At 36.3% G+C, this 26526-nt stretch carries 25 protein-coding genes; 7 read left to right on the top strand and 18 right to left on the bottom strand.

Annotated elements, in window-relative coordinates:
- Positions 1 to 43 precede the first annotated feature (43 nt).
- Positions 44 to 781: a class I SAM-dependent methyltransferase gene (locus A3EE_RS0102850; protein WP_018341921.1), complete on the top strand. Its 738-nt coding sequence runs from the start codon at positions 44 to 46 to the stop codon at positions 779 to 781.
- 5 nt (positions 782 to 786) lie between these two features.
- Positions 787 to 1524: a ZIP family metal transporter gene (locus tag A3EE_RS0102855; RefSeq protein ID WP_018341922.1), complete on the top strand. Its 738-nt coding sequence runs from the start codon at positions 787 to 789 to the stop codon at positions 1522 to 1524.
- A gap of 33 nt (positions 1525 to 1557) precedes the next feature.
- Here the strand turns inward: A3EE_RS0102855 and A3EE_RS0102860 are convergent, their stop codons facing one another.
- The 4 genes from A3EE_RS0102860 to A3EE_RS0102880 all read right to left on the bottom strand — a co-directional run bounded on the left by A3EE_RS0102860 (position 1558) and on the right by A3EE_RS0102880 (position 4697).
- A complete protein-coding gene (locus A3EE_RS0102860; protein WP_157446857.1) occupies positions 1558 to 2154 on the bottom strand; it encodes an ATP-binding protein in 597 nt (198 codons plus the stop codon).
- Between the two features lie 468 nt (positions 2155 to 2622).
- On the bottom strand, positions 2623 to 3342 hold the full coding sequence (locus A3EE_RS0102870; protein ID WP_018341924.1) for a YqjF family protein: 720 nt from the start codon (positions 3340 to 3342) through the stop codon (positions 2623 to 2625).
- Between the two features lie 374 nt (positions 3343 to 3716).
- Positions 3717 to 4172 carry a hypothetical protein gene (locus A3EE_RS0102875; RefSeq protein ID WP_018341925.1) on the bottom strand — a complete coding sequence of 152 codons (456 nt, stop codon included), beginning with the start codon at positions 4170 to 4172 and terminating at the stop codon, positions 3717 to 3719.
- Positions 4173 to 4295: 123 nt separating this feature from the next.
- A complete protein-coding gene (locus A3EE_RS0102880; protein WP_018341926.1) occupies positions 4296 to 4697 on the bottom strand; it encodes a hypothetical protein in 402 nt (133 codons plus the stop codon).
- Between the two features lie 179 nt (positions 4698 to 4876).
- On the opposite strand from A3EE_RS0102880, the gene A3EE_RS0102885 reads away from it, so the two are divergent.
- Positions 4877 to 5410: a YceI family protein gene (locus tag A3EE_RS0102885; protein WP_018341927.1), complete on the top strand. Its 534-nt coding sequence runs from the start codon at positions 4877 to 4879 to the stop codon at positions 5408 to 5410.
- A gap of 398 nt (positions 5411 to 5808) precedes the next feature.
- Here A3EE_RS0102885 and A3EE_RS0102890 read toward each other — a convergent pair whose 3' ends face one another.
- Entirely contained in the window at positions 5809 to 7038 is a 1230-nt protein-coding gene (locus A3EE_RS0102890) for a sensor histidine kinase (protein ID WP_018341928.1), read from the bottom strand.
- 198 nt (positions 7039 to 7236) lie between these two features.
- On the opposite strand from A3EE_RS0102890, the gene A3EE_RS0102895 reads away from it, so the two are divergent.
- Entirely contained in the window at positions 7237 to 7920 is a 684-nt protein-coding gene (locus tag A3EE_RS0102895) for a hypothetical protein (RefSeq protein WP_018341929.1), read from the top strand.
- 50 nt (positions 7921 to 7970) lie between these two features.
- Entirely contained in the window at positions 7971 to 9287 is a 1317-nt protein-coding gene (locus tag A3EE_RS0102900; RefSeq protein ID WP_018341930.1) for an MFS transporter, read from the top strand.
- Between the two features lie 9 nt (positions 9288 to 9296).
- Here the strand turns inward: A3EE_RS0102900 and A3EE_RS0102905 are convergent, their stop codons facing one another.
- The 6 genes from A3EE_RS0102905 to A3EE_RS22090 form a co-directional block, all read right to left on the bottom strand.
- A complete protein-coding gene (locus A3EE_RS0102905) occupies positions 9297 to 10049 on the bottom strand; it encodes a LytR/AlgR family response regulator transcription factor (protein ID WP_018341931.1) in 753 nt (250 codons plus the stop codon).
- 1 nt (position 10050) lies between these two features.
- Positions 10051 to 11097: a sensor histidine kinase gene (locus A3EE_RS21150; protein ID WP_018341932.1), complete on the bottom strand. Its 1047-nt coding sequence runs from the start codon at positions 11095 to 11097 to the stop codon at positions 10051 to 10053.
- Between the two features lie 2 nt (positions 11098 to 11099).
- A complete protein-coding gene (locus A3EE_RS0102915; protein ID WP_018341933.1) occupies positions 11100 to 11801 on the bottom strand; it encodes a LiaF transmembrane domain-containing protein in 702 nt (233 codons plus the stop codon).
- A gap of 156 nt (positions 11802 to 11957) precedes the next feature.
- Complete coding sequence (locus A3EE_RS0102920) at positions 11958 to 12341, bottom strand: hypothetical protein (protein ID WP_018341934.1); 384 nt, start codon at positions 12339 to 12341, stop codon at positions 11958 to 11960.
- 158 nt (positions 12342 to 12499) lie between these two features.
- Positions 12500 to 12760, bottom strand: coding sequence for a hypothetical protein (locus A3EE_RS22085; RefSeq protein WP_342661988.1), 261 nt, complete (start codon positions 12758 to 12760; stop codon positions 12500 to 12502).
- On the bottom strand, positions 12660 to 13061 hold the full coding sequence (locus A3EE_RS22090) for a mechanosensitive ion channel domain-containing protein (RefSeq protein ID WP_026209562.1): 402 nt from the start codon (positions 13059 to 13061) through the stop codon (positions 12660 to 12662). Before A3EE_RS22090 ends, A3EE_RS22085 begins: the two co-directional genes overlap by 101 nt.
- Before the next feature lie 397 nt (positions 13062 to 13458).
- On the opposite strand from A3EE_RS22090, the gene A3EE_RS0102935 reads away from it, so the two are divergent.
- Both A3EE_RS0102935 and A3EE_RS0102940 read left to right on the top strand, forming a co-directional pair.
- The gene (locus A3EE_RS0102935) at positions 13459 to 15240 is read left to right on the top strand and encodes a glycoside hydrolase family 15 protein (RefSeq protein WP_018341935.1); all 1782 of its coding nucleotides are present in this window, start codon (positions 13459 to 13461) and stop codon (positions 15238 to 15240) included.
- A complete protein-coding gene (locus tag A3EE_RS0102940; RefSeq protein WP_018341936.1) occupies positions 15240 to 17456 on the top strand; it encodes a bifunctional alpha,alpha-trehalose-phosphate synthase (UDP-forming)/trehalose-phosphatase in 2217 nt (738 codons plus the stop codon). Before A3EE_RS0102935 ends, A3EE_RS0102940 begins: the two co-directional genes overlap by 1 nt.
- Before the next feature lie 235 nt (positions 17457 to 17691).
- Here the strand turns inward: A3EE_RS0102940 and A3EE_RS0102945 are convergent, their stop codons facing one another.
- The 7 genes from A3EE_RS0102945 to A3EE_RS0102975 form a co-directional block, all read right to left on the bottom strand.
- Entirely contained in the window at positions 17692 to 18363 is a 672-nt protein-coding gene (locus A3EE_RS0102945) for a hypothetical protein (protein WP_018341937.1), read from the bottom strand.
- A gap of 22 nt (positions 18364 to 18385) precedes the next feature.
- Entirely contained in the window at positions 18386 to 18988 is a 603-nt protein-coding gene (locus A3EE_RS0102950; RefSeq protein WP_018341938.1) for a hypothetical protein, read from the bottom strand.
- A gap of 158 nt (positions 18989 to 19146) precedes the next feature.
- The gene (locus A3EE_RS0102955) at positions 19147 to 21957 is read right to left on the bottom strand and encodes a beta strand repeat-containing protein (protein WP_018341939.1); all 2811 of its coding nucleotides are present in this window, start codon (positions 21955 to 21957) and stop codon (positions 19147 to 19149) included.
- A 152-nt stretch (positions 21958 to 22109) separates the two neighbouring features.
- Positions 22110 to 24623 (bottom strand): magnesium-translocating P-type ATPase, encoded by a 2514-nt coding sequence (mgtA, locus tag A3EE_RS0102960; RefSeq protein WP_018341940.1) that lies wholly within the window; start codon positions 24621 to 24623, stop codon positions 22110 to 22112.
- 278 nt (positions 24624 to 24901) lie between these two features.
- A complete protein-coding gene (locus tag A3EE_RS0102965; protein WP_018341941.1) occupies positions 24902 to 25588 on the bottom strand; it encodes a hypothetical protein in 687 nt (228 codons plus the stop codon).
- A gap of 75 nt (positions 25589 to 25663) precedes the next feature.
- Positions 25664 to 25924, bottom strand: a complete 261-nt coding sequence (locus tag A3EE_RS0102970; RefSeq protein ID WP_018341942.1) for a hypothetical protein — start codon at positions 25922 to 25924, stop codon at positions 25664 to 25666.
- Between the two features lie 78 nt (positions 25925 to 26002).
- A complete protein-coding gene (locus A3EE_RS0102975) occupies positions 26003 to 26491 on the bottom strand; it encodes a c-type cytochrome (RefSeq protein ID WP_018341943.1) in 489 nt (162 codons plus the stop codon).
- Positions 26492 to 26526 lie beyond the last annotated feature (35 nt).

Genomic DNA, 26526 nt, shown 5'->3' on the forward strand with positions numbered 1-26526 from the left:
AATATTGTATATAATTTCCAATAGCCTGTTTAAAAGAACAAATATGCCTCAGTTACAGAAAGAATGGTTTGATACCTGGTTTGATACGCCGTATTACCATATTTTGTATAGCAACCGCAATGAATCTGAAGCGGAAGTGTTTTTAACCAATCTGATGGATCATATGGCTGTTCCAAAAGGGGCGAGCATACTTGATCTGCCGTGCGGAAAGGGAAGACATACATTATTTCTTGCTGAAAAGGGGTATACATTAACGGGTGCTGATCTTTCTACCGCAAGTATTTCGCTGGCTAAATCCTATGCACCGAAGGGGGTTACGTTTTTGGTACATGATCTGCGTAAGCCTGCATGGAATGAAGCCTTTGATTATGTATTGAATTTGTTTACCAGTTTCGGATATTTTGAAACGGAAGCAGAAGATAAGGCTGCGTTTACAACGCTTTCAAGAGCTTTGAAAGTAGGAGGTTCGCTGGTGATTGATTTTATGAATGTAACGCATGCCGTGAATTTGTTGAAGGAAGAAGAAACGAAAGTAATGGAAGGCATTGAGTTTTATCTAAAACGATATGTGAAGGATGGATACATTCATAAAGAAATTCGTTTTGAAGCAGATAATACACCATACTTCTTTACTGAGCGTGTGAAAGCATTGACCTTAGAAGATTTTAAAGAATTCTTTACCTTTGCCGGACTGACACTGGTTGATACTTTTGGTAGCTACAGGCTAGATGCTTATGATGCTGCAGAATCGGATCGATTAATAATGATTGCTAAAAAATAACCGAAATGTTACTGAGTGCTATAATTTTATTTTTAGTTGCGTTTATTCCCGCTTTGCTGGTTTATTTTACTTCCGCAAGAGGAACAGAAAACTTCAAATTTATTTTGTCGTTTAGCGGAGCGTATTTATTCTCTATCACGGTGATTCATATTTTACCTGAAGCAGTTACGGAATCGGGTAATTTTAAATTGGCAGGAATCTTCGTATTGGTAGGATACTTTTTACAAATGCTTATTGAGTATTTTTCTACAGGTGTTGAACACGGACACATACATTTACATCACGATCACAATGGTTCTCAAAAATATTTCATCATGCTTGCTATGTGTGTGCATGGTTTATTGGAAGGGACTTTGTTGATGCATCCTTCACACATGCATGCGGAAGGCGAACACAATACATTACTTATAGGATTGGTGTTACATAAATTACCTGAAGCATTTGCTTTGGCAGCCGTATTGATCGGCTTGATGAAAACACGCACATCGATCTTTGGTTGGCAGCTGGTATTTGCGCTGGCATCTCCGCTTGGTTTATTTGTAAGTGATTACTTATCCGATCAGGGAATTCTGAATGCCGAAGGTATGGGATTATTATTCGCGTTGCTTGCAGGTAATTTCTTGTATATCTCAACAACGATCTTTTTTGAATCAAATCCACAACACAAATTTAAAGCAAACCGATTGGTGATGTCGCTGCTGGGTGCCGCTACTGCTGTGGTTGTGGAGTATGTATTGGGGTAGTAGAGACGCAATTTATTGCGTCTTATGTGTATTTTATTTCTCTTCAATCAACTCTTTAGATAGCTTTTGAGTGACCTTGTCCAGATCTGAAATATTTTCTACGATTTTAGATTCGCAAAATTCTTTTTCTTCCTGAGAAATATCATGTTTAACGATATTTGACAAGCCTATTATTCGAGCAATGTAAGATCGTATTTCATGCGCATTGGTATAAGCAAGATTTTTGATACGTTCGTTTTGTAAAGATAATTTAGCGGTACGTTCAGCTACTTTATTTTCCAGAGAGGCATTAAGTGTGTTGAGTGCTTCATTTTTTTGATTTAATTCTTCTGTAGTCCTCAATAATTTTACACGATTATTATGATACATTAATTTAAACATTAAAAAAGTGGTATAAAGAAAAACGGTAATTGCTATTTTGGCAAAGAGATAATACAAATAATATTTTTTTATGAAAGCAAGGTCAGGTAATTGATCAAAATGAGACAGTAAGAATTCATCAAATCCCACAACTAATAAAACATATAATCCGATTACGCTCAGCATGAGTATTTTCTCTTCTTCAAAGGAAAAAATAAAAAATGGAACAACACCCAGAGCCATTATCGCATAAGGGATCCAAAGAAACATGCCGGCATGAATAAAATGACTTATGAATATAGGATAGACTATCAATGCAAAAACAGGGGTTATGCACGTTACAATTTTAGCAAGTCTGTTTAAATGAAACCTATTCATTAGAAGACAACATATACTACATGCGATTAATAAAATGAATCGTCCATAGCTATTTATGGTATCGTTTGTCAGAGAAGTTATTGCAATAATCAACGGGATTGAAACAACAAAAATAAAAAGCAAATTGATCGAGTTCGTAATGCGGATGTATTGTTGGTTCAACGGCTTTGTTTCGGGCGAAATTCCGAGATTTATAATTTTTTGAAAAAGGTTCATACAGCAGGTATTTTAATAAAGTAGATTCTAAAAGTATTCCTGAAAAATGTATTGGAATATACGTATTAAAGTACGTAAAGGATAGGGCATGTGAAAATATCGCCTGTAAGCTAAACTAGGGCAATTTAAAATACTGAAACAAGTTTAATATTTCAAATTCCCATCACCCATTACTGCAATTTCTGAGCCTTCAGCCAGAAAAATAGAAGTAGGCTTGGTTTCCAAATAGGGTACAAAAGCCTCTCCGAATAATTCTTTGGTACTGAAAGAGAAATTCAGATTGTGCATGCGGTATACTTTCCAGCGTGGGTGTACAACTTCATACACAGAAGTTTTTGTCTCCGAACGTTTGGTGTATCCCCAATAATGTTCGGTGATGAATTCTGCCTCACTGCCTTCTTTGATATCTACAGGCTCCAGACCTGTTTTAACCCGCAGGTAATTCCATTTATTATTTACTTTCCATTCGTATTCGATACGCTGCTCATTGTCCAGAATATCCCATTGATGGCGCATTGGAAGTGTTTGATACTTTTCGCCATAAATTGTATTTGCAACAATTGTGATCATTCTTTTGGGTACAATTTCCTTAATAAATACCACACCTCTTTTCCATTCTCCATCTTCAAAGCGACGTACATAAAAACGAAGGTTCACTTCAGGAAAAGATTTATGTCCAAAAATAGAAAAGCCTTTCACTTTCACCTCATCAAATAAAAATCCAACGACAGAAACATAGCAGGTATCGTTCCATAGGTCAAGCTCTGTACCGGCAGGCACATATGGTTTTAAAACTTCAGGATCTATGGCATAGTTCGCTAAAATTAATTTCTTCCATTGAGCGGTAAGGAACGGTGTTGGCATAAGTCGGGTGGTTTATAAGGTAAATATAAAAAGAATCTTTGGACCGTCGATGTTTCTATCCTTAGAGTTAGCGAAGCGCTCTAAGGATCAGCAAATAAACAAGAGTCTTTGACTCGTTTTAAATTCTCATCAAATACTTAATTCGAGTCAAAAACTCTCTTCTATTAAAACATCCTTAGAGCGCTGTGCTAACTCTAAGGATAGAGATGGGGGCGGCCGACAAACTATCTCTGCGGCTGATAATAATGCTGAATTGTAAGTGAGGTAAGTTCTGCTTTCATTGCCGTTGGCTTTAGCCAACGGGACAAATAAAAAGTCCCGCTCAAGGGCGGGACTAAAAAATATGTATAATCACTTGACTAAAGTGGACAGCTTTAGATGGTAATATCGAGATTACCTGCGAGTAAGTCCTGGTCAGTTGGCAACGGTATGTTTTTTTCAAGTAGCTCTTTGTCCATGACCGTAACTTCAGGCAATGGAGACACCATCATTTTTTCTTCGGTTGTAAATGTTGCATCACTTGTAGGTTTCGCTTTATTTGCAACCAGTGATGCGATTGAAAATTCTCTTGAACGATAGCTGAATTGTGCCGCCTTCTTATATTCTTTTGCAAGATATAATTGCTTCGCATAACGTTCGTATTGTATGGCTTTGCCAAAATCGCCTGTATATGTTTTACCATTTTTAACAGCCATATGATTCATGCCCAATAAACGATTCGTCTTTAGAATAAGATATTTTGTTTTTGTCGGATCAGGCTGAACAGGTGATTGAGATTGTAAAATAAATGTTAACAGAACAAATACGATCAGGGATAACTGCTTTTTCATGGATTAAGAATTAGTCTACTAAATCAAGTTAAATCATTTCTAATAAACAAGCAATTCGCATTCTTGAATTCTTTGTTTTAACTCAGTACGTGTGAATAACTTATTGGTTGTGTTTATAACCGATTATCTAAAAACGACGATCTGAGCGCTATCCGTTGTCATGCTGCGTTTAACAGGGGCAACGGATAGTTCCGGACAATCGCATTGCGTAAGCAGAATGGTATCTCTTTTTTCGTCTTTTATTTCAAATGCAATCTTACAATTTTCCCGAACATGTGTAAAATGCTTTCCATCTGCAGATGCAGCATGACTCATATAGCTATCTAATGTGTCATGATATTTATTTTCTACACGTAAAACAAATTGTGCCGTAGAATCTCCTAATGAAAACACTTCAAGAGACTGTTCTATGCTATCGTTTGAAAGATGGTAATTGTGTTTTAATATATCTGCTGCGGGTAGTGTGGATGAGCCACAAGAGCTGAGTAGTAAGCAGGCGCTAAAATAAGCAATGTATTTTTTCATGCAAATTGAATGATATCAATGAATTATTTCAGTTGAATATCTGTTAAAAGTATAAAAAAAAGTTTAGATGGCCTTCACATACATGGATAATAAGAACGTTAGATATTGGCCTTATTCTTGTGTATGTTCAAACATCTATGTAAATTATATATAATCAAACCGTAATACACGTAATACATATGAGAACTAGCGCAAAAATAATTGGCTTCGCCGCAATCGCACTCCTTGCTTTGGCAAGCATGTCTTTTTTATTAAAACCTGACTACACGAAAAGTTCGGTAGCATTTAAAATAAAAAATGCCGGAATAGGTGTGGACGGATCTTTTAAATCATTTGAAGCACATATCGATTACAATGAATCTGCCCAGGCTCCAAGTTCAATAAAAGCAACCATAAATGTAGAATCCATTGATACAGGCATTGAAGGTCGTGACAAGCACTTGCGTAAAGAAGATTTTTTCAATGTTGCCACCTATCCTAAAATAACATTTGAAAGTACTCAGATTCTTAAAACCAGCGGAGGCGGTCTTATTGCAGAAGGTAAACTTACAATCAAAGGTGTAACGAAGGATATCAAAATTCCTTTTACACATACCAATGGTATTTTTGAAGGTACTGTAACGCTTAATCGCTTGGACTATGGTGTAGGAGGAAACAGCGTGACAATGAGCAATGAGGTAGATGTTTCTATAAAAATAACTGCTTCAAAATAATAAATAGTTAAGCAGCACAGTTTAATATTTAATAGCGTGAATGTAATTATTTAGACCTACCCTGATACATACTATTTTTAAAATGCGGTAAAAATAAATTCATGCAAATTCGTTTTAAAGAACACTCGCAGCTGATAGTAGGGTTATGACCCCAGTCGGGGTCATATGTTTATAGAGGATCAAATTCAAAACAAAATACGCACAATACCGAAGGTATTATTTTCCAATAAAATACCTTCGGTATTGTGCGTAAAAAAACTATTATAATATATGCTATAAACATGCGACCCCGCTGGGGTCGTCCTTTAAAACACTTTTAATTGATTTAAGTTATTTTTTCTGAACGTTACTTGGGGCATTTAATCATTCAAAGGATGAGGTGTGGAAATATTTTTTTGTTAAATCAATTGAGACGCAACTGTAAAAGAAAGATAGTTGTTGTCCATTTTATGTATTGAAATATCTCCATGAAGTTTGTCCATAATTCTTCTGCAAATGTAGGGCTCACTTGTAAGGTTGTATAAGTAACTAAGGTCTTTTTGATACGGTGCAAAAAAGACAGATAAATATTTATCGTCAAGTTGAATCGCTTCAAAAGTAATTGTAAAAGAAAAAATTACTCCTGTAATATTAAGTGTCAATTGAGGTTTAGTGTGTGGAGTTAGTCTTAGTTTTTTAAAGATGGAATATAAATTATTCATTCCTTCTGTAAGCAAGGTGACATCGGCAAGGGTATTGTATACAGAAAGATTTTTTTCGACAATTTCAATATCACTGGTTTTGTAATAATCAGCAGCAAATTGATATAAGTTAACCGGTTCTAATGTTATAATATGTTGGTTGATCTTAAATATCTGAGAGGTGATCGATAATTCTTCATCCAGCTTAATGGCACTTTCATTTACCAGCTGAATTAATTCTTTTAATTTTTCAGAGTTGTGCTCTAAGATACTGATGTTGTATAGCCCCATTATAGATCGTATGGGGCCTTGAAGATTGTGAGATGCTCTGTAAATAAAAGTCTCTAAATTTACTTGTGCATTTTCAATTACTTTATTTTTAGTGTTGATTCGTTTATGCATTAAGATCAGATAATTTTCTTTGGCAATATTTTCTTCAACATAGGTATAGAACAAATACATACTTGCTATTACTGCAAGAACAATATTTACGTTACCCATGATCATGATGGCGTCATTTTCGGTAACGAAGAGTTTGTAATTGTAAAAATTCAAAAACTGAGCTGCTAGTATAGAAAAACCGATATGGACGTGGTTTATGATCAGATAAAATTTATTTCGTGTGTCAATTACAAGTAGCAGCATGATGTATTCTGCAATGTAGTAATAACTGTTATTGGCCTCCATGCCATAAAACATATTGGAAATGAAAATGGAGCAGGTGATGTACAGCAAGAGTAATGTTCCGGCTACGTCGGTACGTTTTTTATTGAAATAATATGCGGCTAATAAAATTGGGGAGAGAATGCCGATACAGATCACGGCTGGATATACACCTAAAATAAGATCCGGTATTGAACCCAATGCAATTATAGTGGATGTAATAAATACATATTGCTTGATTCGGCCTTCCCGCCTGATTAATTCGTTTTTGTAAAAATTATTCATCTGTTAAAAAAAGTCACTCGTATATTAAAAGCCACGTTAAATATTATCATTTAATTATTCATTATCAAGAAGATATACGCAAATTAATAACCAGTAGAGGTAAATTCGAAACAAATTATCCGCTTTTTGTCAACATCCATAGTAACAGTGCCGCTGATTAGAACGTATCAGGATATATTAAGTTTGATTAAATAGAGCATGAAAGTTATATCCATTCTGTTTTTGTATCTGTATTTGGGATTATTGGGCAAATATGCAACTCATTACGAAGTAGAATGCGGTGAAAAGGCACTATGGCTGAATGGGAAGAAAAGTTGCAGTATTTACGATGACCCTGTTTTTTTAAGTATCTACGATGAAGCGAACCATGATGGATTTACCGTTTTCAGACTTAAAATTCAGAATATTGGAAATGATACGATAACAATCAATCCTAAAGATTGCAGCATCAGTCGTGTATACGCGAATGGGAACATGGATTCTGTAGCGATCTGTAATCCTGAAATACATATTGCAAAAGCAGATGCGGAGATTGCCCGATCTGAAAAAGAAATCAATACCCTTGTAAAAAGCCGAAACACAGGGAATACGGCTGTAAGCATTGCTAAAGTTACGCCTTGGGCCAACAAGATCAATACTACTACGCAGACTAGCACAACCATTTATAATGAAAAACTGAAATCGGAACAAAATAATCTGCTGGATGCAAAAGCTCAAAAAGCTTTTTGGGAATCACAGGCCTTACGTGCGAATACCATATATCCATTGAGCTATGTAGAAGGAAATATTTTTTTTGAAACGAAAGAGTGCATAAAAGTTATTCTGCATATTAAACTGAATGGGAAACAATATGCTTTTTTGATCAATCAGGTAACAGAGTAAATTTTCTTTTCCTATCTTTAGATGAGTAGGCCGGCAAGCGCGATTTAGATATGGATAGCGGAATAAATTCTGAAGAAAATTTTATTGTTAATTCGAATCCGGAAGTACCTGGTGGGCAAAATCGGGTGTGGGTAGATAAGGTACAGAAAGCATTTCCTGCTTTTCAAAGCACAAATTATAAACTCTATTTTTCCGGACAGCTTGTTTCTATGATCGGAACATGGATGCAAATTGTCGCGCAAAGTTGGTTAGTGCTGCAATTAACTGAATCTGTTTTTTTGATTGGTCTGGTAATGGCCTTGTCTACGCTTCCTACACTTCTTTTTACATTGTATGGCGGTGTAATTGTGGACCGTTTTCCTAAAAAAGAAATTTTATTTTTTACACAAATCTGTGCCATGGTACTGGCCTTGTTGCTGGGCATATTGACTGTTTTTGACTGGATCACCATCTGGGAAATATGTGTGATTGCATTTCTGTTAGGTACAGTGAATGCCATTGATGCACCGGCACGACAAGCATTTGTTTCTGAACTTGTAAATAAAGAACAGCTGCCATCTGCTATTGCTTTGAACTCCGGAGTATTTAATAGCGCACGTGTTATTGGCCCCACTGTTGCCGGACTGATGATTGCAATCATTGGTACCGGAGGTGCATTTATTCTGAATGCACTGAGTTACGTTGCCGTATTGCTTGCATTGCGGAAAATAAAAATGGAACACGTAAAGCCTGCTCATCTGCCGGATCCGATAAAGGCAATTAAAGAAGGAATACATTATTCGGCGACGCATCCGATCATCCGTACATTGTTTATTGTGATCGCGATTGTTTCTGTATTTGGCTGGTCGTACACAACGGTGTTGTCTATTATGGCAAAAAATACTTTTCATGTTGGTGCAGCGGGGCTGGGTTATCTGTATGCATCGTCGGGTCTGGGATCTCTCTTGGCAACACTTGTGATAGCCTTGTATTCAAAAAAAATATCTCCTATGTATTTTATTTTCGGAGGCACACTGGTGTTTTCGATCAGTATCTTTTTATTCAGTTATACAACCGATGTGAATACCGCATCTATACTATTGTTCTTTAGTGGTTTTGGATTGTTGTCGTTTGCATCCCAATCCAATACTACGATACAGACGCTTGTTAAAAGTGAATTCAGAGGAAGAGTGATGAGTATTTATGTACTGATGTTTATCGGGCTGACACCACTCGGAAATTTTCAGATTGGTTTGGTGTCGGAGTATATGGGCACAGCCTTTGCTTTAAGAGCCGGTGCTGTTGTTGTAGTATTGGCCGGACTTACCGTATTTATTCTTCGCAATAGAATTATAGAAAAGTATCGGGGGTATAAGAAAGAACATTGAATGTTCTATCTAAAAATTTAATTTTTCTTTTAATAAACTATATCCGGTTCTGCTGATTGGCAGTGTAGTATTGTCTTTTAAAATGACCTGGTACGAAGATTTTTCATACGGTTCAATACGCAAGATTTCGCGAACATTAATTAAATACGAACGATGAATGCGAATGAAAAAAGCTGGATCAAGCGCATGTTCAAAATACTTCATGGTTTGCTGTTTTAGGAATTTACCTTCATGCGTATAGATCATTACATAATCGTCCTGTGCTTCCAGATATTTGATTTCAGAAGCAGGAATTATTTTGATCGAATTAATAGTTTTAACTACGATTCGATCGATCGTGCCATGTGGCAACGGCGGTTCCTTAATAAAATCTTTGATGATATTCGGATCAACTGTTTTTGATTCAATACGTGTCACGATTTTATCAATGGCTTTTTTGAACCGATCTTTTGAAAACGGTTTTAATAAATAATCCAGGGCATTCAGATCGAATGCTTTTATCGCGTGTTCCTGATAGGCTGTTGTGAAAATGACCACCGGCGGCTGATCAAGCAGTTCAAGCATTTCCAGACCTGTTACCTTCGGCATTTCAATATCTAAAAAAATAACATCCGGCTTCAGTTCCTGGATCGCTTTTAATCCTTCAAATCCATTGGCACATTCTTCGATGATCTGAAAGGATGTATAGTCTTTCAGATACAAACGGATCAGATCTCTGGCAAGAGGTTCGTCGTCTATGATTATAGTGCGTATTGTATTCAAATCAATATTGAGGAATAATAAGTTCTACCTGAAAGATACCGTTTTCATCTTTAATTTTCACCAGATTTTTTCTTCCGAATGATAAAGCGAAGCGATGTTGTACATGCGTTAGTCCCAGACCATTTCCGTTTTGTTTGTGTACAGACGGATCGTGATTGTTTTTTATAAGTATGTGCAGCGCATTGTCTTCAACAAAGCTGACGATTTCAATCTTAACCATTCCAATGAATCCAAACAAGCCATGTTTGATGGCATTCTCAAGAAGCGGCTGTAGGATCATAAAGGGAGCCTGACATGAAAGAGAATCTTCTGAAATCGTTGTTTCAATATCCAATCTGTTCCCGAAACGGATTTTTTCTATAGAGCAATACAATAAGCCATTTTGAAGTTCTTCCGAAAACGGAACCGATTTTTCTTTATTCTTTTCGATTGATAAACGCAGGTAAGAAGATAAGTTTGTAAGCATCTCCTGCGCTTTTTCCATATCCTGATACATCAATGCATGAATGGAATTTAAGCTGTTGAAGATGAAGTGCGGTTGCAGCTGTGATTTTAATAAATTCAGTTCGCCTTCCTTTACCAGCGTTTTCCATTCGGCTTCTCTTTCTATTCGTGCCTTATACGAGCTGTAATATTTATACAGGTAATACGATAAAGCGAGTATGCAATAGAAGAACAATGCGATGACAATTCGGAATGGTGTTGTGGTTTGAATGAAATTCAGAAAATAAAAATCGTTGCTTAGGATTTTTAAAATTGAATTCGAAATAAAAAACCACAGCGTAATAAAGAGCAGTGCAGCAATAAAATGATTTAATATAGTAAAGAGGATTTTTGTATTGTCAATACTTATAAAACGTACGGTGTACCAGGAAAGCATGCCGATCATGGCAAAGATACCAGTAGATATACCTGCATCGATGACGCTTAACGTGGTAGGTATTTTATAAATGTATATATCAATGAATGCATGAATGCCTAATACGGGCATCCATGCAAAGATATAGGTGTATAGTTTTCTTTTAGATACAAATAAAGGATGCTGCATTGTTATGCTCTTTTAATTTCAATTCCACCCATTACCACACTGCCACGTAATATAATTGTTGCAGCCGGATCAATATGTACATTGTTCGCATATTGACCTTCATCTTCAATGCCACTCATGATCGGTGTAATTTCAGATTGAATGTTCCATTCGCGTGATATCTTAAGACTTACACCGCCCATTACAACAGACAGGTCAATGATGCAACCTTCTTTTGATAAATAGCAATTGGTTAAGTCCAGTTCTACACCACCCATAACGGCAGTGATTGTACCTCCTTTGAAATCGTATGAACTGATCTGACGTGTATTGCCGCTCATGATGGCGGTGATATCAAACAATTCTTCATTTACAGTATGTGTAGTTGACATAGGTTTTGGTTTATGGTTTTTCTTAGATCCGAATAGAACAATGATGCCGAGCAGAATAATAAGTGCCGGCCACATTTTTTCAATCTCAATAGGTTGAATAAATCCTGTTAAGGGTAAGATGAAATACGTTCCGATACCGATTAAGATCACTCCTTTGGTGATGGATCTGTAAAGCAGATAAACACCTACAAGGATCAACAGCATCTGCCAGGAGAATACATAGGCAGGAACTGCAAAGGGGAGTGCATTGAAATTATGTAAGAGGTAGAATGTACCGGTTAAGAGCAGCAGTGTACCTGCCCAGATTCTTTTGCCTGAAAATGATTGTGCCATAATGTTTGTTTTTATTATGGATCAAACTTACGCAATTCGAAAAAACGGAAAAACAAGGAATCGGTAAGCGGTAAAAAATAGGAGGTGAACGGTAAAAAACGAAAGGCATTCTTACTAATAAGAATGCCTTAACGATTGAATAGAATTAATGAATTTTCATTGCACCAATGCAATATTCACATATTCTGTTAACTGAATGGCAAATGTAAAGATCGAAACAACAGCCATTAAACTGATAATTAAAAAGGCAATTGCTTTTGAATTTGTTTCCGGACTTTTTTCTGAGATCAGTTCGATCAGTTTTAAAAGAGTTTTTGTTGAACGCCAGGAAAAAATACAAAACAGTGCAAGTGGAATGATGATCGCTATAATTACCAGTGGTATGTTATGCAGTGTATAGAAATATCCAACGAGTATGGAAATAAGTCCGGAGGAACTGCCGGAGATCAAAGCCGTTTTAGCTTTCATGCCAATGAATATAACTGAGCCAATGCCGCAGCTGATCAGAAAAAAACCGTAGAAAATAAGAATGATATTCATGTTTGTTTATTTAATTGGTTGATGTTAATTATTCTTAAATAGCATACGAATATACGATAAACAGCCTGAATGGGTAAAGAAAATGTAATAAATACCAGTATTACGTCTCTTTAAATATTCTTACTTAACGGATTATTCGCTTTCTTTTTAATTGAAAGCTACTCTTTATTTTCTTTAGGGTTTGTATTATGTATGTTCACATTAAAAACCGGAGATTTATAATCCTCAGAAAGATAGCTTGGAGGAATGGTTGAGGTATTACCATCGCGACCAGCTCTATAATGCGGCGACATGATTTCTATACCTCTTTCATTATATTCATCCTGAATTTTTTGATGCAAATCTGAATATATCGTTGCTTGCTTGTTTGCTTCCCGAGTGTATGCATTGATCTGACACGAAACATAAAAGTCTTCCATGCTGGTTTGTAATACAAATGTCTTCGGATCTTCCAGTTTTTAACGCAGCATCAATAAGTGACTGGTGCATATCTCTCCATGGCAAGTCATAACCAATCTTAACCGTTGTATGAATAATGAGTCCGTTGTTAGGTGCATCACTGGTATAGTTTACAGTATGGCTATTCATAATGGTTGAATTCGGAATAGACACAATTTTATTTTTGATTGTCCGTACGCGTGTTACCAGTAATGATTTTTCTATTACATCGCCGGTTACATCACTGATCTTTACTCTGTCGCCTATTTTGAATAAACGCATATAGGTGAGAATAATTCCTGCAATGATATTGGATAAAGAACACGCAGATCCGAACGTGAATAAAAAACCTAAGAATACAGATACTCCCTGAAAGACATGGGAGTCACTACCTGGCAGATAGGGAAAAATAACAACGATTAAAGGATCTATTGAAGATCGTACACGGCTATTTATATGAAATGAAATTTCAACACAATACGTATCATTAAAAATAATTTTATATTCTCATACTTTCTTTTTTCATTATTTATGAGTCTTACAGGAAAATAATATTCATTATTATTTTTAATAATATGCTGGTATCATCTTTCAGATTTCATTTATAGATATATTTTTCTTATATTAATAATAAGTCATTTTTTCGTTTTTATTTTATTTAACCTTAAAATCAAAAAGCATGGAGGTGCCACACAAGTATGATATGGGTGTTATAGGCAATTGTTCTTTTATTGCATACGTAAACAAAAACACAAATATTGATTGGTTGTGTTTGCCAAGATTTGATTCTGACTTTATGTTCGGAGGATTGCTGGACAAAAAAAAAGGGGGACAATTTTCTATTAAACCTGCAGATGAAAATTTAGCAGAATACGAACAGGCCTATTTAGAAAACACAAACATTCTGGTTACTATTTGCCATACGCCAGATGGAAGTTATAAGGTAACAGATTTTGCACCACGCTTCCAACAGCATAACAGAAACTTCAGACCACTCATGTTGGTTCGGAAAATAGAAGTGATGCATGGAAAGCCACGTATAAAAGTTACCTGTATACCTGGCAATATGAGAGGCAATAGAGATACAGCTACATCGTATGGAAGTAACCACATTCGGTTTTTACATTTGGATGCAGATGTTCGGCTTAGTACGAATATTCCGATTACGTATATCATAGATGAAAAGGAATTTTCCTTAACAGAAACGAAATATATATTTTTTACTTATGGTCCTCCGCTTGAAGCGGCAATAGATTATACGGCTGAGGAGTTTCTTCAAAAGACACGTCAATACTGGAACAGCTGGGTAAAGACCACTTATATTGTAAATTTTTATCAGGCACAAATTATCCGATCCGCACTGGCTTTAAAGTTACATCAATTTGAAGATACAGGCGGCATTATTGCAGCGGGTACAATGAGTTTGCCTGAGAGCAATGGCTCAACCCGGAATTGGGATTACCGCTATTGCTGGATGCGTGACACCTATTATACGCTTCAGGCATTTAATACAATTGGTCACTTTGAAGAATCCGAAAAATATTTTCATTTTATAGAAAATATTGTGCAAAGTGAAATAGATCGCATACAGCCACTTTATGGAATTGATTGTTCAAAAAAAATCGAAGAAATAGAATTAGATCTTGAAGGATATTTAGGTAATAAACCTGTACGTGTTGGGAACGATGCATATACGCATATTCAAAACGATGTGTATGGGCAAATACTGGCAAGCATTACACCGCTATTTACAGATCTTCGTTTAATAAGAACAAACCGTTTTTCAACAGATATAATTTATAAGTTACTTTCATTCATTGATAAAACAATGGATGAAAAGGATGCAGGCTTATGGGAATTCAGACATCTTAGACAATATCACTGTTATACATTTTTATTCCATTGGGTAGGTGCAAAATCTGCATTAAAAATTGGCGAGTTATATAAAGATGAAGAGTTGATTGAAAAATCAAAATCAACAATTAAAAAGGCAGCTGAAATGATCGAGCGATGCTATGATCCGGAACGAAAGGTATATACACAAGCTGCGGGATCGAAATATTTAGATGCTAGTTGTATCCAATTAATTAGTATGCATTATCTGGATCCATCTTCTGAGCGTGCACGATTGCATTTAAAAGCTATCGAAGAAGATTTAATGGTTCAAGATGGTTTGCTTTTTCGCTACAAACACGAAGATGATTTTGGAAAACCTGAAGTGACATTTCTGGTATGTGCATTTTGGTATGTAGACGCCTTGGCGTCGGTAGGCCGTATAGATGATGCTGTTTGTGCATTTGAATCGCTGATGAAATATTCCAATCATCTCGGCTTGTTGAGCGAAGATGTTGGATTAGATGGAAGTCAATGGGGTAATTTTCCACAAACATATAGTCATGTGGGTTTAATGAATTCGGCTTATAGAATTGCTAAAAAATTAGATAAGCCATCTTACATTTAATGAAAGGAGAGGAAATGAATGATGAAAAAAGATTAATAATTGTTGCATATAGAATTCCATTTAAAGTTACATTTCAGGAATCAGGTGAACGTACCTTACAACAAAATTCAGGAGGACTTGTTTCTGCGATATTATCGTTAGCTGAAAAGGGCGAGGCTATTTCTGACAAACAAAAAATACATTGGTTTGGTTATTCTACACCTGATATTTTACAGGAAGGAGAGACAAAAGTTGAAAATGAAAATTTTATTGTCCATCCTGTTTTGCTAGACGATGAGTTAAACGAAGCATATTACGAAGGTTTTTGTAATAGTACTATCTGGCCGATATCACATTACTATCCGTACCTTACCAGTTTTGATGAAGATCATTATGAAGCCTATGTAAAAGCAAATAAAATTTTTGCTGATAAAATAAATGCGTTTATCCGTCCGGGTGATATTGTCTGGATACAGGATTATCAGCTCATGTTGTTGCCTGCTATGATACGTGCAGAGCATCCAGAGGCATCTATAGGTTATTTTCATCACATACCTTTTGCAACGTTTGAAATATTTCGCTTGCTTCCGAAACAATGGCAGTCAGATTTGTTAAAGGGATTGATTGGTGCGGATTTAATTGGGTTTCATACAAATGATTATAGTCAATATTTTTTAAGAAGTGTACAACGTATACTCGGTTATGATACTACAGTACGTGATATAAGTATAGGTAATCGCATTGTTCGTGTAGATACATTTCCAATCAGTATTGATTACAATAAATTTCAAAGTCTTTATGACAATCCTCAGGTAATGGAAAAGCGAAAAGAATTTCTAAAAGACTTGGGCCGGGAAAAAAATATTTTTTCTGTAGATCGATTGGATTATTCTAAAGGCTTAATACATCGCTTAAATGGTTTTGAATATTTTCTGGATCAGCATCCGGAATGGCATAGCAGGGTTGTTTTTACAATGATTGTTGTTCCATCCAGAGAAACGATTTTAAAATATGCTGAAATGAAGCATGAACTGGAAGAAGCAGTTGGCAGGATTAATGGGAAATATGGAACGCTTGGATGGCGGCCTGTAGTATATTTATATCGTTCATTAAGTTTTGATGAATTAGGAGCATTATACACGCTTGCAGATGTAGCATTAATTACACCTATTCGTGATGGGATGAATTTGGTTGCAAAGGAATTTGTTGCAACGCGTACAGATAAAAAGGGAGTTTTAATATTAAGTGAAATGGCCGGAGCTTCGTTGGAATTGACCGGTGCAATTTTAATTAACCCGACTGATAGGAAAAAATTATCTGATGCAATCGTTCAGGCATTAACAATGGATGAGCAGGAACAAGCACAGCGTATGCAATTGATGCAAGACCGCGTTAAAGTTTATGACATATTTAAATGGACTGAAGATTACATGGATCAGTTAGATATAATAAAAACCAAACAATTAAAATTCGAAGAGAAAATTATAAATCAACATGTACTGGCTAATTTTAAACAGATATTTGATGAATCAAGCAGACGTTTATTTTTATTGGATTATGATGGTACATTGTCGCCAATCGTAGCGGATCCTTCAAGTTCTAAACCAAGTGTTGGAATTGTTGAGTTGTTGAAAAAAATAAGCAGCGATTTTAATGTCAATGTTGCTATAATCAGCGGTAGAGATAAAGAATTTCTAAACTACATCTTTGATGCAAGTACAATTTTATCTGCTGAGCATGGAGCCTTTCTGCGCATACCCGGGCAAGATTGGGAGTTACAATATCAATACGACGATCAATGGAAGCATATGGTATTGCCAATATTTCAAAAATATACAGATAGATGTGCAGGATCCTTCATTGAAAATAAATCTACTTCGTTAGCATGGCATTATAGAAATACTGAAACGGAATATGCACATATCCGATCAAGAGAATTTATTGAAGAGTTGGAGAATAAAATTGGGGCGAAATCAAATTTAACAATTATAGATGGCGACAAGGTTGTGGAAATGAAACCATCAGATGCTGATAAAGGAATAGCTGCAAGAAAAATTTGCGATTTGTATCAACCGGATTTTATACTTTCTATTGGTGATGACCGGACGGATGAAGACATGTTTAAGGCATTGCCGGATAATGCACTTACTATTAAAGTAGGCGTTAAAAATAGCTACGCGAAATTTACAATTAAGACCCAGGAAGAAGTGAATACTATTTTACAAACATTTCTGTAAAGGTTATTTACCAGCATAGGCTCATAACAAAGCAATATACTTCCACTCTTAAATACTTTTGTTTTGATAAGCTGAAGATACAAGTCTTGTTTCTTATTGTGAAATAAAGGAATGCCTATGCCAACGGATGTCGTTAGAAGCATCTTTGTGAACTCCATTCAATGTAAATGAAATTAAATGCAATTAGTTTTCCCATATAATTACGGGTTTTAAAAATCTATTAAAATATACAGATTTACGCATCATATCTTTCCGGTTTTTCACCGGGTTTTAACAATTCAAATCCATCGCGATTAATATCTTTTAATGGTACTTGATTCAAACTAATACTTGTTTTGTATTCTTTACCTTTTTCGAGGGTAGATGTTACAAGCAACGGTAGAATTTTTTTGTTCAAATAAAAAGCAACAAGGTCGTTGGTGGGTGAAAAAATAAAGAATACTTGCTGACCTTTTTCAAAAGCATCAAAAATGTATTCGTAAACAATAAAATGTTTTGCAATGGTATCTGTAGTATATTTTTTCAAACCGGCTTCAGAAATTGTGTAAGAAGTATAATGGCTTGGATCAGGAATGAATAAATAAAATGTGTAACTGTCGTCTAAAGATTCCGGATCGTCTTTATAAAAGGGCGATCTTGGACGGTTCCAGCATTCCTTTCTTAATAACGCAAATGATATCCCAATGGGTAGTTTTTTTTTACTTGTATGCGTAGCGTACCAAAAATAAGCTGCAGCCGGGAGTGCAATAATAAGTGCAATCTGAAAAACAAAAAGTAAAATGAGAGCGCAAGCAACGCATGTATACATAAGTATGCGATACATGTGCAGATCTTTCGAAAGTAATGCTTGTAAAGAAGCATATTCTTTTTTCCAATCCAAATTTGAAAGTTCTTTTTCGAAAGACATGTCTTTTCAATTCAATAATGTATCAATAACTGCTGCTGTACACAATGTCATAATAGCCCGCATCATTTTTCTCAAGCGAATAATACGAACCGGCTTTTTCTGATAACGGTGCATATTTTGTAGAGTCTGTGTTCCAATCATTTATGGGATTGTAAAACAACATGTCGATTAGCCGTATCAATGTTTTTTTATCATTGCTTTTTGTATTGATCACATAATTTGTCCCGCTTTCCTGGCAGGTAGATTTATTATAGATAATACCGGATTTAAATTTTTGTTTCCACGAACAAGGTGTTCCTTCACTTGGTTCTTTATCAGTAGAATTTTTATAAGATAATGAATCAAAGCTGTTCGATATATACATATACCCCGGATCTTTTTTCGGCTGATGTTGAAGCATCGCAGGCGTAGGCAAAGGGAAATAACTCCCGTCCCAATCTTTGGCATATTCTTTCAGCTTTGTTATTTTAAAAGAATCCAGATCAGACGGTACGATCACAGGACGGCTTGCATCCATCGTATCGATTATGCTATTTGTAGAATCTATTGCATTCGTTTCTTCGCTTTGCAGATACGAACAATTAAAAAATAAAAGCACAGAAAATAAAGATGCGTATTTCAACATAGCTTAGAGGATTTTATTCAATATAAATAAAAACGGATAATAAGAAAATCATTTGACGAGTGTATTTGATATTTTGCAACGAAATGGGTTTCGATATAAAACAAAAGGTCACGCCATTAGCGTGACCTTTTGTTTTAGTATTATGAAATTAATTCAAATTAATATTTAATTACTTTAGAAGTATACACTTCGTCTGCAGATGTTACCTGAAGAATGTAAATACCGGCAGCAATTTTTTCAATATCCAATGTAACAGTTGAAGTACTTAGATCAACCTGTTGTTGTAGTTGAACAACACCCGCCTGATTCAGTAATTTAACTGTGCCAGTAACATTGCTGCTTACAAGATCAAAAGAGATTCTTGTAGTTGCCGGGTTTGGATAGGTATTTAGATTTAATGTCTTGGCATATAGTACACCTGTTGAAGAAGAAGTTCTTTCTTCAATGTTTATAGAAGCATCTTCTACGGTTGAAGAACTACCATCTGTAACAACTTGTACATAACCCTGTGTTCCTGAAATTGCAGTGCCACCTAGTTCAGGTACAGCTCTGTATTTTCCTGCCACAACATCTGTAAATTCGTATTTGCCTTCAGAATCAGTTAACGTATATGCAACGGTTGCTCCGCTTGCATTTGTTAAGTAGACTGTTGTATTGGCAGCAGGCACTTGATTTGCAGTAGCTGTTGTACGCAAAAGAACTTGTCCTGATCCACTTAAATAAACAATACCTGCAATAACGTCGTTACCTGTATCCCATGTAGGATCAGCACTTGTATAAGCAGTTAATGGAATATTTTTAGTTGTATTAGAAGTCAAAGAGAATACTTGTGCCTGATCCCATTTCTGAACGCCGCCAGAATAGGTTGGTAAAAACGTATTTGCGAAAGTTGAAGTACGTGTTGGTGTGGCAAAAACAATATAATTTCCTGCAGGAAGATTTTCTGCACTATAAGCACCTGCATCGGAAGCAGCAAGATCTATTTTTTGAATAAGTCTGACTGTAGTATTTTCTTTTTTGTAGATCAATACTACACCTTCGTCAAGCGCATTGGTAGCGGCTTGTATCACACCGGAAAGTGTAAAGGTATTTCCGATTGTTACATACATATTATCAGATGCGGCAGCGCATACACCGTTACCTGTGCTTGTTAGTGTTAGTTTTACTAAACCATTTACGATATCCTGTGCAGAAGGGGTATATGTTGCAGATAAAGAAGTTGCAGAACTGAATGTTCCTGTTCCGCTTGAAGTCCATAGTGCACCACTTGCGCTGGATACAGCCCCGCTTAAAGATACTGTTGTACCTGTTATTACCTGATCTAAACCTGCATAAACGTTTGGAGAAGTTGCACTTGCAACTGTTACCGTTACCTGATCGGAAACACTTGTACCACATGTACCGGTAGTAGTAAGCGTAAAGGTTACAGAACCAATATTCGCATCTGAATTTGAAAAAGAATAAGTAGTGTTCAGGTATTGAGCAGAAGGAGCAAATGTACCCGTACCGGTTGTAGTCCAGATGCCGCCAGTTGCATTCGTTACAGTTCCATTCAAATTGACATAAGATTTACATGTTGTTACATCGAGACCTGCATTTGCAGCTGCTGTTGCACCTGTGAATGTTACAGCTACTGTTCCGGATTCTGAAGGACAAGAACCGTTTGTGCTGGATGTTACATTTAGCGTTACTTGTCCGGCTGTGTAATCCGCTGCAGAAGGAACATAGGTTGGTGTTAGCGAAGTTGCATTTGTGAATGAACCGGTGCCGGATGAAGTCCATGTTACAGTACCTGCGTCTACAGCTACTGTTGGGAATGCCGGAGCATTCGGACAAACAGTAATTGCTGGACCTGCGATCAATCGAACCCGAGCGTTAATGGTTACAATAAGCTGATCGGATGCAGCAGGGCATGAGCCGTTGCTTGTTGTAGTTGCCGTTAAGGTAGCTATTCCGGCAGTACGTTCTGCTTGAGAAGGAGAGTATGTAGGGTTTGCAATGGTTGTGCTTGAGAATGTTCCTGAACCTGATGAAGTCCAGACAACGCCACCTGCACCGGAGAACGTAGCATTCAATTGAACGCTGTTGCCGCACATGGATTGATCTGCTCCGGCATTTACAGATGCGCCGCTGTTTATGATCGATACTGTAAGAGCATCTGAAGCTGTACATCCGCCGCTGCTTGTAGCCGTAAGTGTTAAGACAACATTACTTGCTGTAATATCTGCAGCGGAAGGTTGATAGGTTGGATGTAAAACAGTAGTACTTGAAAATGTACCTGTTCCGGAAGTGCTCCATAGATAGGTTGTAGCATTTGTAACTGTTGCGTTTATTAAACTCACGGGTGAATTCAGACAGCTTGTAAGATCTAAGCCCGCATTAACAGATGGGGAAGCAATGAACGTAATTACAACCTGGTCCGATGAAGTACATGCACCGGCACTCGTAGCCGTTGCTGTCAATGTAACAGAGCCGTTTGTTAGATCTGCTTGACTTGGATAATATAATGAATTCGCTGAAGAAGGATTTGTAAATGTACCTGAACCGCTAGCTGTGCTCCATGCTAATGTGGCGCCGCCTGAAATGCTGGCAGTCATCTGTACATTGCTGCAGCTTGTTTGATCCGCACCGGCACTGATGCTTGGCACCGGATTGATTGTGATCAACACTGTAGCTGTTTTAGCAGTACACGATCCGCCGCTGCCTGATAGGCTAAGTGTAACAGAGCCTGCTGTGATATCTGCTGGAGAAGGTGAGTACACCGTACCCAGATTTGTTGTTGTCATAAATGACCCTGTGCCACTGGTTGACCATAGGTAGGTGGTAAACTGTGTGGCTGTCCCTTGAATGGGGAATGAGCTTTGAGTAGAGCAGATCGTAAGATCAGAGCCTGCGCTAATTACGCATTGTGCATTACTTAGCAAAGGTATTAATCCAATGGCTAGTAGTAAAAGTAGAATTTTTTTCATGATGTGATTAATGTAAAATATAGATTGATTTTCAAAAAGATAGATAGATAAAGGTATTCAAAACAATTTGAAATGATGGTATTTGAGATGTAATTTTTACATAATTCCACATACGATGTAATCTATTGTTCCATTCGCTCATTTTGTGGTTTTTATTGGCTCCTATACTTTTTAAAGAACCATACTTTCAATAAATCAGCCGTAAGGATGTAACAAGCAACAATAAACAACATCAGTCCCAGATTTAACATAGGGAGTGGCGCTAAACCGATGTCTGATGCAAAAGGCATATAAGGTAAACCTAGTGTTAAAATAAGGCCAAGAACGCTTAAAAGAAATAAATATTTACCAGGCTGACTTTTGAAAAAATTCTTGTGTGTGCGGATGATAAATAAAATAAATAATTCAGTAAGAACTGATTCAACAAACCAGCCTGTTTGAAATGCAGATTCTTTTACTTTTAATACAAATAATAGAGTTATGAAGGTAATAACATCGAAGATGGAACTATGAATACCAAATATGACCATGTAGCTTCGAATGAATTTAAGATCCCATTTACCGGGCTTGGCCAATTGTTCCTCATCTACATTGTCAGATGCAATAGTTAAGTATGGAAAGTCTGTAATAAAGTTTGTAAGCAAGATCTGCTTGGGCAGCATAGGTAAAAAAGGCAAAAGCAAAGAAGCGATTGCAACACTAAACATATTGCCAAATGTAGAGCCAGTATTTATGAAAATATATTTGAGTGTATTGGAAAATGTTTTTCTTCCTTCTTTAATTCCATCAATCAATACCATTAAATTTTTTTCTATTAGAACAAAATCCGCCGCTTCTCTTGCAACATCTACAGCATTCTCAACAGATATCCCAACATCTGCTGCTGTAATAGCTGATACATCGTTAATGCCATCACCCATATATGCTACTGTATAGGATCTTCGGAGCGCCTGAATAATACGTTCTTTTTGCTGCGGTTCAACTTCAGAGAAAATATGTGTTTCCTGTACACGTTTATTTAAAGCTTCTGTGCTTGTTTCAAGCAAATCCTGACCCGTTAATATGACCGGATTGGTTATGCCAATGCTTAAAGCAATGGAGGTTGCTATGTTTCTATTGTCACCGGTTATGATTTTTAAATCAACATGCAATTTTTTCAGTTCAGTAATTGTTTCAATAATGCCAGCCTTAATTGGATCATGTAATAAAACAAATCCGGCAAAGATCATTTCATTTTCTAATTCTTTCGAAATGGTTTGTACATCTATATTTTTATAGCATACAGCAATTGCACGCAAACCGTTTTTTCCATAGGTTTCAAACTGTTGTTTGATGAATTGTTGTTGTGTAGAGAGTTCGACAATGCTTCCGTCACTTAAGCGCGCTTTGTTGCATAATGCTAAGATCTGAATAAATGCCCCTTTACTGATCAGCATTTTATCACTGCTCGTTTGAATAGCTATGCTTAAACATTTTCGGATAAAATCATACGGAACTTCACCAATTTTTTCAGGTAATGGTTGAGCATCCATATTTTTCAACGCCTCATCAATCGGGTTGGAGTAGCCGCTTTCAAGCATTGCATTCCAATATGCAATTTCTTTAACGAAGCTACTGCTTGAGCCGAGTGTATCAACAATATCCGCTACGTTAATCGAGCCTTCCGTAATGGTCCCTGTTTTGTCAGTGCATAATAAATTAACCTCACCTAAGTTTTGTATCGACGATAGTTTTTTAACAATTACTTTTTTTGCTAATAATCTTTTTGCACCAGCGCTCATAGCAATAGTAGTAATTGCAGGCAGTAATTCAGGTGCCATTCCTACAGCAAGAGCCAACGCAAATAGTACCGATTCCAGAGGACTTTTGTGGTTTAATAAATTAACAACAAGGATAAAAATGGAAAGTATTAATGTTATTTTCATTAGGAAAAAACCGAAGTCTTTAATCCCTTTTTCAAAAGAAGTCTCAACTTTTTTTAAACTGCCTTGAGCAATATTTCCAAAAATTGTTTCATCACCTGTATGAATGACAAGTGCTCTTGCTGTACCGCTAACAATGCTGGTTCCTTCCCACAAACAATTTGTTCGTTGAGCCAGTGCAGTTTGTTCGTTCAGAATTCCGACCTGTTTTACAACAGGATAGGATTCGCCGGTTAAGCTCGCTTCGTTTGCATGTACTTCATTTGCTTCAATCAGTAAACAGTCAGCCGGGATCATGTCGCCAGCTTTTAATAACAATACGTCACCCGGTACGATATTCGTTGAAATGACTTCCAGTGCTTTCCCATCGCGTAGTACAACGCTTTTCAAGGCAATCATAGATTGTAGTTTCTCTACGACTTTCCCGGCATTACGTTCCTGGAAAAAACTCAGCAAGCCGGTGGATACTACAATGAAAAGAATGATAAATACATCTGAAGTGTCGCCAAGAAAAGCAGATAGAATAACAGCACCGATCAAAAGCAACATGAGCGGACTTTTAAACTGACTAATAAATAGCTGTATGTCTTTTTCTAAACCCGATTTGGTTCTTTTGCTTACCAGGTATTGTTTACCTATGGTTTCAGCATTATTTTGAGTAAGTCCTTTTTCAGAACTGTTTAACTGCTGAAACCAGTGAGCACTATCAGATGTCCAAAAAAATTTAGGTTGTTGATTTTCCATATATATCTAAAATAGATTCAGCTAATAAAAACCAAACATTGACAATTGGATCTATTTCGCATATAAGCTACTATATACACTATTTTATTGTAGACAACCTGTAGTTTGATTTATTTTATCCCTAATATCAACATATTAAAAAACTATAGCCAACTCTTAGCTATATTCTCGGGTCAAAGGAGGTATATCTGTGATTACTGGATTTTTTGTATTGTAGCTTATGTTTGAATATTGTAAGTCCGTATTCAAATCAAAAGATCAAATGCTTGGTGAGGCTTCTAATAACACGTATTGGATGTGTGCTTATTAAAAAAGAAATAATATAGATTGAATGAAAGGACAGAATACCTGGTGTGTAAGGTTTGTGTTCCCTGATCTGTTTTTAGATCGAACGTATAGTTTCCATTCAATGAATACTGATACTCCAGACCATATTCTATTCTTCCGTATTTGCCCCGCGGGTTTTTGATCCGTGCGCCAAAGAGAATACTTGAAACCATTGCAGGATTTTCCTGTTTCTTTAAAAAGCCTTGCGTGTGCCAGTCCATTGCAATGCCTCCTGTTAGTTTGAAACGCATATTGGGTTTGCTGTTCATGCGAAACATATACATAAATTGAATTGGAATCTGATAGCTGTTCACGCCGATATTCGCATCCCAGCCAAGTGATTGCAGCAGGGAAGGGTCGGTAAGATCTTTTCTGGAATACGATTGATAGGTATTTAGTATTCCGGTTTCTATTCCGATCGTGTTTCCCAAAACATATTGTCCTAACATACCGCCTGTATAAAATGCATGTGTACGCAAGGAATAAGATTGTCCGTTTATATCAAGCGAGGAATTCGGATCGGGGAGTGAGGCACCAATACCTCCTTTGATGCCAATACTGAACACGCTTTGTGCACTGCTGTATGCACTGTAAAGAACGGTAGCGCAGCTGAAAAATAAAATGTAAAGCGATCTCATGTATATGTCCAAAATATATGAGCATAACGGACAAATAGTAGAGGATAGTATGTAGCTGCTTGTAGTATTAAAGAGTTAAATATTATTCGGATAGGTAGTTTTTAACCAGATGTTAAGAATTTCAAGAGAATCAAATAGATGCTCCGTTTCTTCGCCGGTTATATGTTTGCCATCAAATTCTTCAGTATATATTTCAACGTCACAATTACGTTCTTTTACATGTTCCTGCATGCTTGTAACCAAACTGTTGAACAATGAATGATTGAATGTTGCTGCATTCGTTAAGATCGAGTGATTGATCTTAAGAACTTTTGCTTGAGAAGTTGCTTGTTCCATAGCTTATGTATTTTGGTGTTTACATAAGATACAGAGATTTTATACAAAATACTACAAAAGGATGTTGTGATTTTGAATCTAAGGTAAGGCTATTGGAGGATCATATATTGGTACAGGTCTCGAAGAAGATTCAATATAAATTAAAATAGAATCGATTTCTGCTTTTGTGAATGATGGAAAACTCGTCATTATATTTTTGTTGTATTTATTATACAGATTAACTGCCATTGTATCGCCTTTATTTATTAGGGCTGAAGAATTTTTGATAAAAGCATAAATCCATTTTCTTGGACGTCTTTCGGTAACTCCCAATAATGCCGGGCCAACAGATACTTCGTGTATTTTGTGACAGCTTTTGCAATTTTCTTTAAATAATTGTTCTCCTGCCTCATGGCGTGGCTCAAAATCAATTTGTTCGGAAACATGTTGCTCTATAATTGGGGGATCGATTACACCGCAATAAAAACGATTTGGCATCTGATCATTAAACAACTCAATCGTTAAAATACATATCAATAAAAAAACAATAATAAAAAACAGAAACTTAAGTTTGGTAGCGTGTTTCATCTGGTTTAAAATTTATGAAATATAAAAAATGGAGT

The organism is Cytophaga aurantiaca DSM 3654 (assembly GCF_000379725.1).
GTDB classification, from domain to species: domain Bacteria; phylum Bacteroidota; class Bacteroidia; order Cytophagales; family Cytophagaceae; genus Cytophaga; species Cytophaga aurantiaca.

What these genes read in the sequence shown, in the direction of transcription:
- A3EE_RS0102920 (WP_018341934.1), bottom strand. Translation starts at nt 12,341, where the DNA reads ATGAATATCATTCTTATTTTCTACGGTTTTTTTCTGATCAGCTGCGGC.
- A3EE_RS0102955 (WP_018341939.1), bottom strand. Translation starts at nt 21,957, where the DNA reads ATGAAAAAAATTCTACTTTTACTACTAGCCATTGGATTAATACCTTTG.
- A3EE_RS0102850 (WP_018341921.1), top strand. Translation starts at nt 44, where the DNA reads ATGCCTCAGTTACAGAAAGAATGGTTTGATACCTGGTTTGATACGCCG.
- A3EE_RS22085 (WP_342661988.1), bottom strand. Translation starts at nt 12,760, where the DNA reads ATGGAAGACTTTTATGTTTCGTGTCAGATCAATGCATACACTCGGGAA.
- mgtA (WP_018341940.1), bottom strand. Translation starts at nt 24,623, where the DNA reads ATGGAAAATCAACAACCTAAATTTTTTTGGACATCTGATAGTGCTCAC.
- A3EE_RS0102880 (WP_018341926.1), bottom strand. Translation starts at nt 4,697, where the DNA reads ATGAAAAAATACATTGCTTATTTTAGCGCCTGCTTACTACTCAGCTCT.
- A3EE_RS0102935 (WP_018341935.1), top strand. Translation starts at nt 13,459, where the DNA reads ATGGAGGTGCCACACAAGTATGATATGGGTGTTATAGGCAATTGTTCT.
- A3EE_RS0102855 (WP_018341922.1), top strand. Translation starts at nt 787, where the DNA reads ATGTTACTGAGTGCTATAATTTTATTTTTAGTTGCGTTTATTCCCGCT.
- A3EE_RS0102895 (WP_018341929.1), top strand. Translation starts at nt 7,237, where the DNA reads ATGAAAGTTATATCCATTCTGTTTTTGTATCTGTATTTGGGATTATTG.
- A3EE_RS22090 (WP_026209562.1), bottom strand. Translation starts at nt 13,061, where the DNA reads ATGCGTTTATTCAAAATAGGCGACAGAGTAAAGATCAGTGATGTAACC.
- A3EE_RS0102950 (WP_018341938.1), bottom strand. Translation starts at nt 18,988, where the DNA reads ATGTTGAAATACGCATCTTTATTTTCTGTGCTTTTATTTTTTAATTGT.
- A3EE_RS0102970 (WP_018341942.1), bottom strand. Translation starts at nt 25,924, where the DNA reads ATGGAACAAGCAACTTCTCAAGCAAAAGTTCTTAAGATCAATCACTCG.
- A3EE_RS0102870 (WP_018341924.1), bottom strand. Translation starts at nt 3,342, where the DNA reads ATGCCAACACCGTTCCTTACCGCTCAATGGAAGAAATTAATTTTAGCG.
- A3EE_RS0102975 (WP_018341943.1), bottom strand. Translation starts at nt 26,491, where the DNA reads ATGAAACACGCTACCAAACTTAAGTTTCTGTTTTTTATTATTGTTTTT.
- A3EE_RS0102860 (WP_157446857.1), bottom strand. Translation starts at nt 2,154, where the DNA reads ATGTTTCTTTGGATCCCTTATGCGATAATGGCTCTGGGTGTTGTTCCA.
- A3EE_RS0102965 (WP_018341941.1), bottom strand. Translation starts at nt 25,588, where the DNA reads ATGAGATCGCTTTACATTTTATTTTTCAGCTGCGCTACCGTTCTTTAC.
- A3EE_RS0102945 (WP_018341937.1), bottom strand. Translation starts at nt 18,363, where the DNA reads ATGTCTTTCGAAAAAGAACTTTCAAATTTGGATTGGAAAAAAGAATAT.
- A3EE_RS0102915 (WP_018341933.1), bottom strand. Translation starts at nt 11,801, where the DNA reads ATGGCACAATCATTTTCAGGCAAAAGAATCTGGGCAGGTACACTGCTG.
- A3EE_RS0102890 (WP_018341928.1), bottom strand. Translation starts at nt 7,038, where the DNA reads ATGAATAATTTTTACAAAAACGAATTAATCAGGCGGGAAGGCCGAATC.
- A3EE_RS0102900 (WP_018341930.1), top strand. Translation starts at nt 7,971, where the DNA reads ATGGATAGCGGAATAAATTCTGAAGAAAATTTTATTGTTAATTCGAAT.
- A3EE_RS21150 (WP_018341932.1), bottom strand. Translation starts at nt 11,097, where the DNA reads ATGCAGCATCCTTTATTTGTATCTAAAAGAAAACTATACACCTATATC.
- A3EE_RS0102875 (WP_018341925.1), bottom strand. Translation starts at nt 4,172, where the DNA reads ATGAAAAAGCAGTTATCCCTGATCGTATTTGTTCTGTTAACATTTATT.
- A3EE_RS0102885 (WP_018341927.1), top strand. Translation starts at nt 4,877, where the DNA reads ATGAGAACTAGCGCAAAAATAATTGGCTTCGCCGCAATCGCACTCCTT.
- A3EE_RS0102940 (WP_018341936.1), top strand. Translation starts at nt 15,240, where the DNA reads ATGAAAGGAGAGGAAATGAATGATGAAAAAAGATTAATAATTGTTGCA.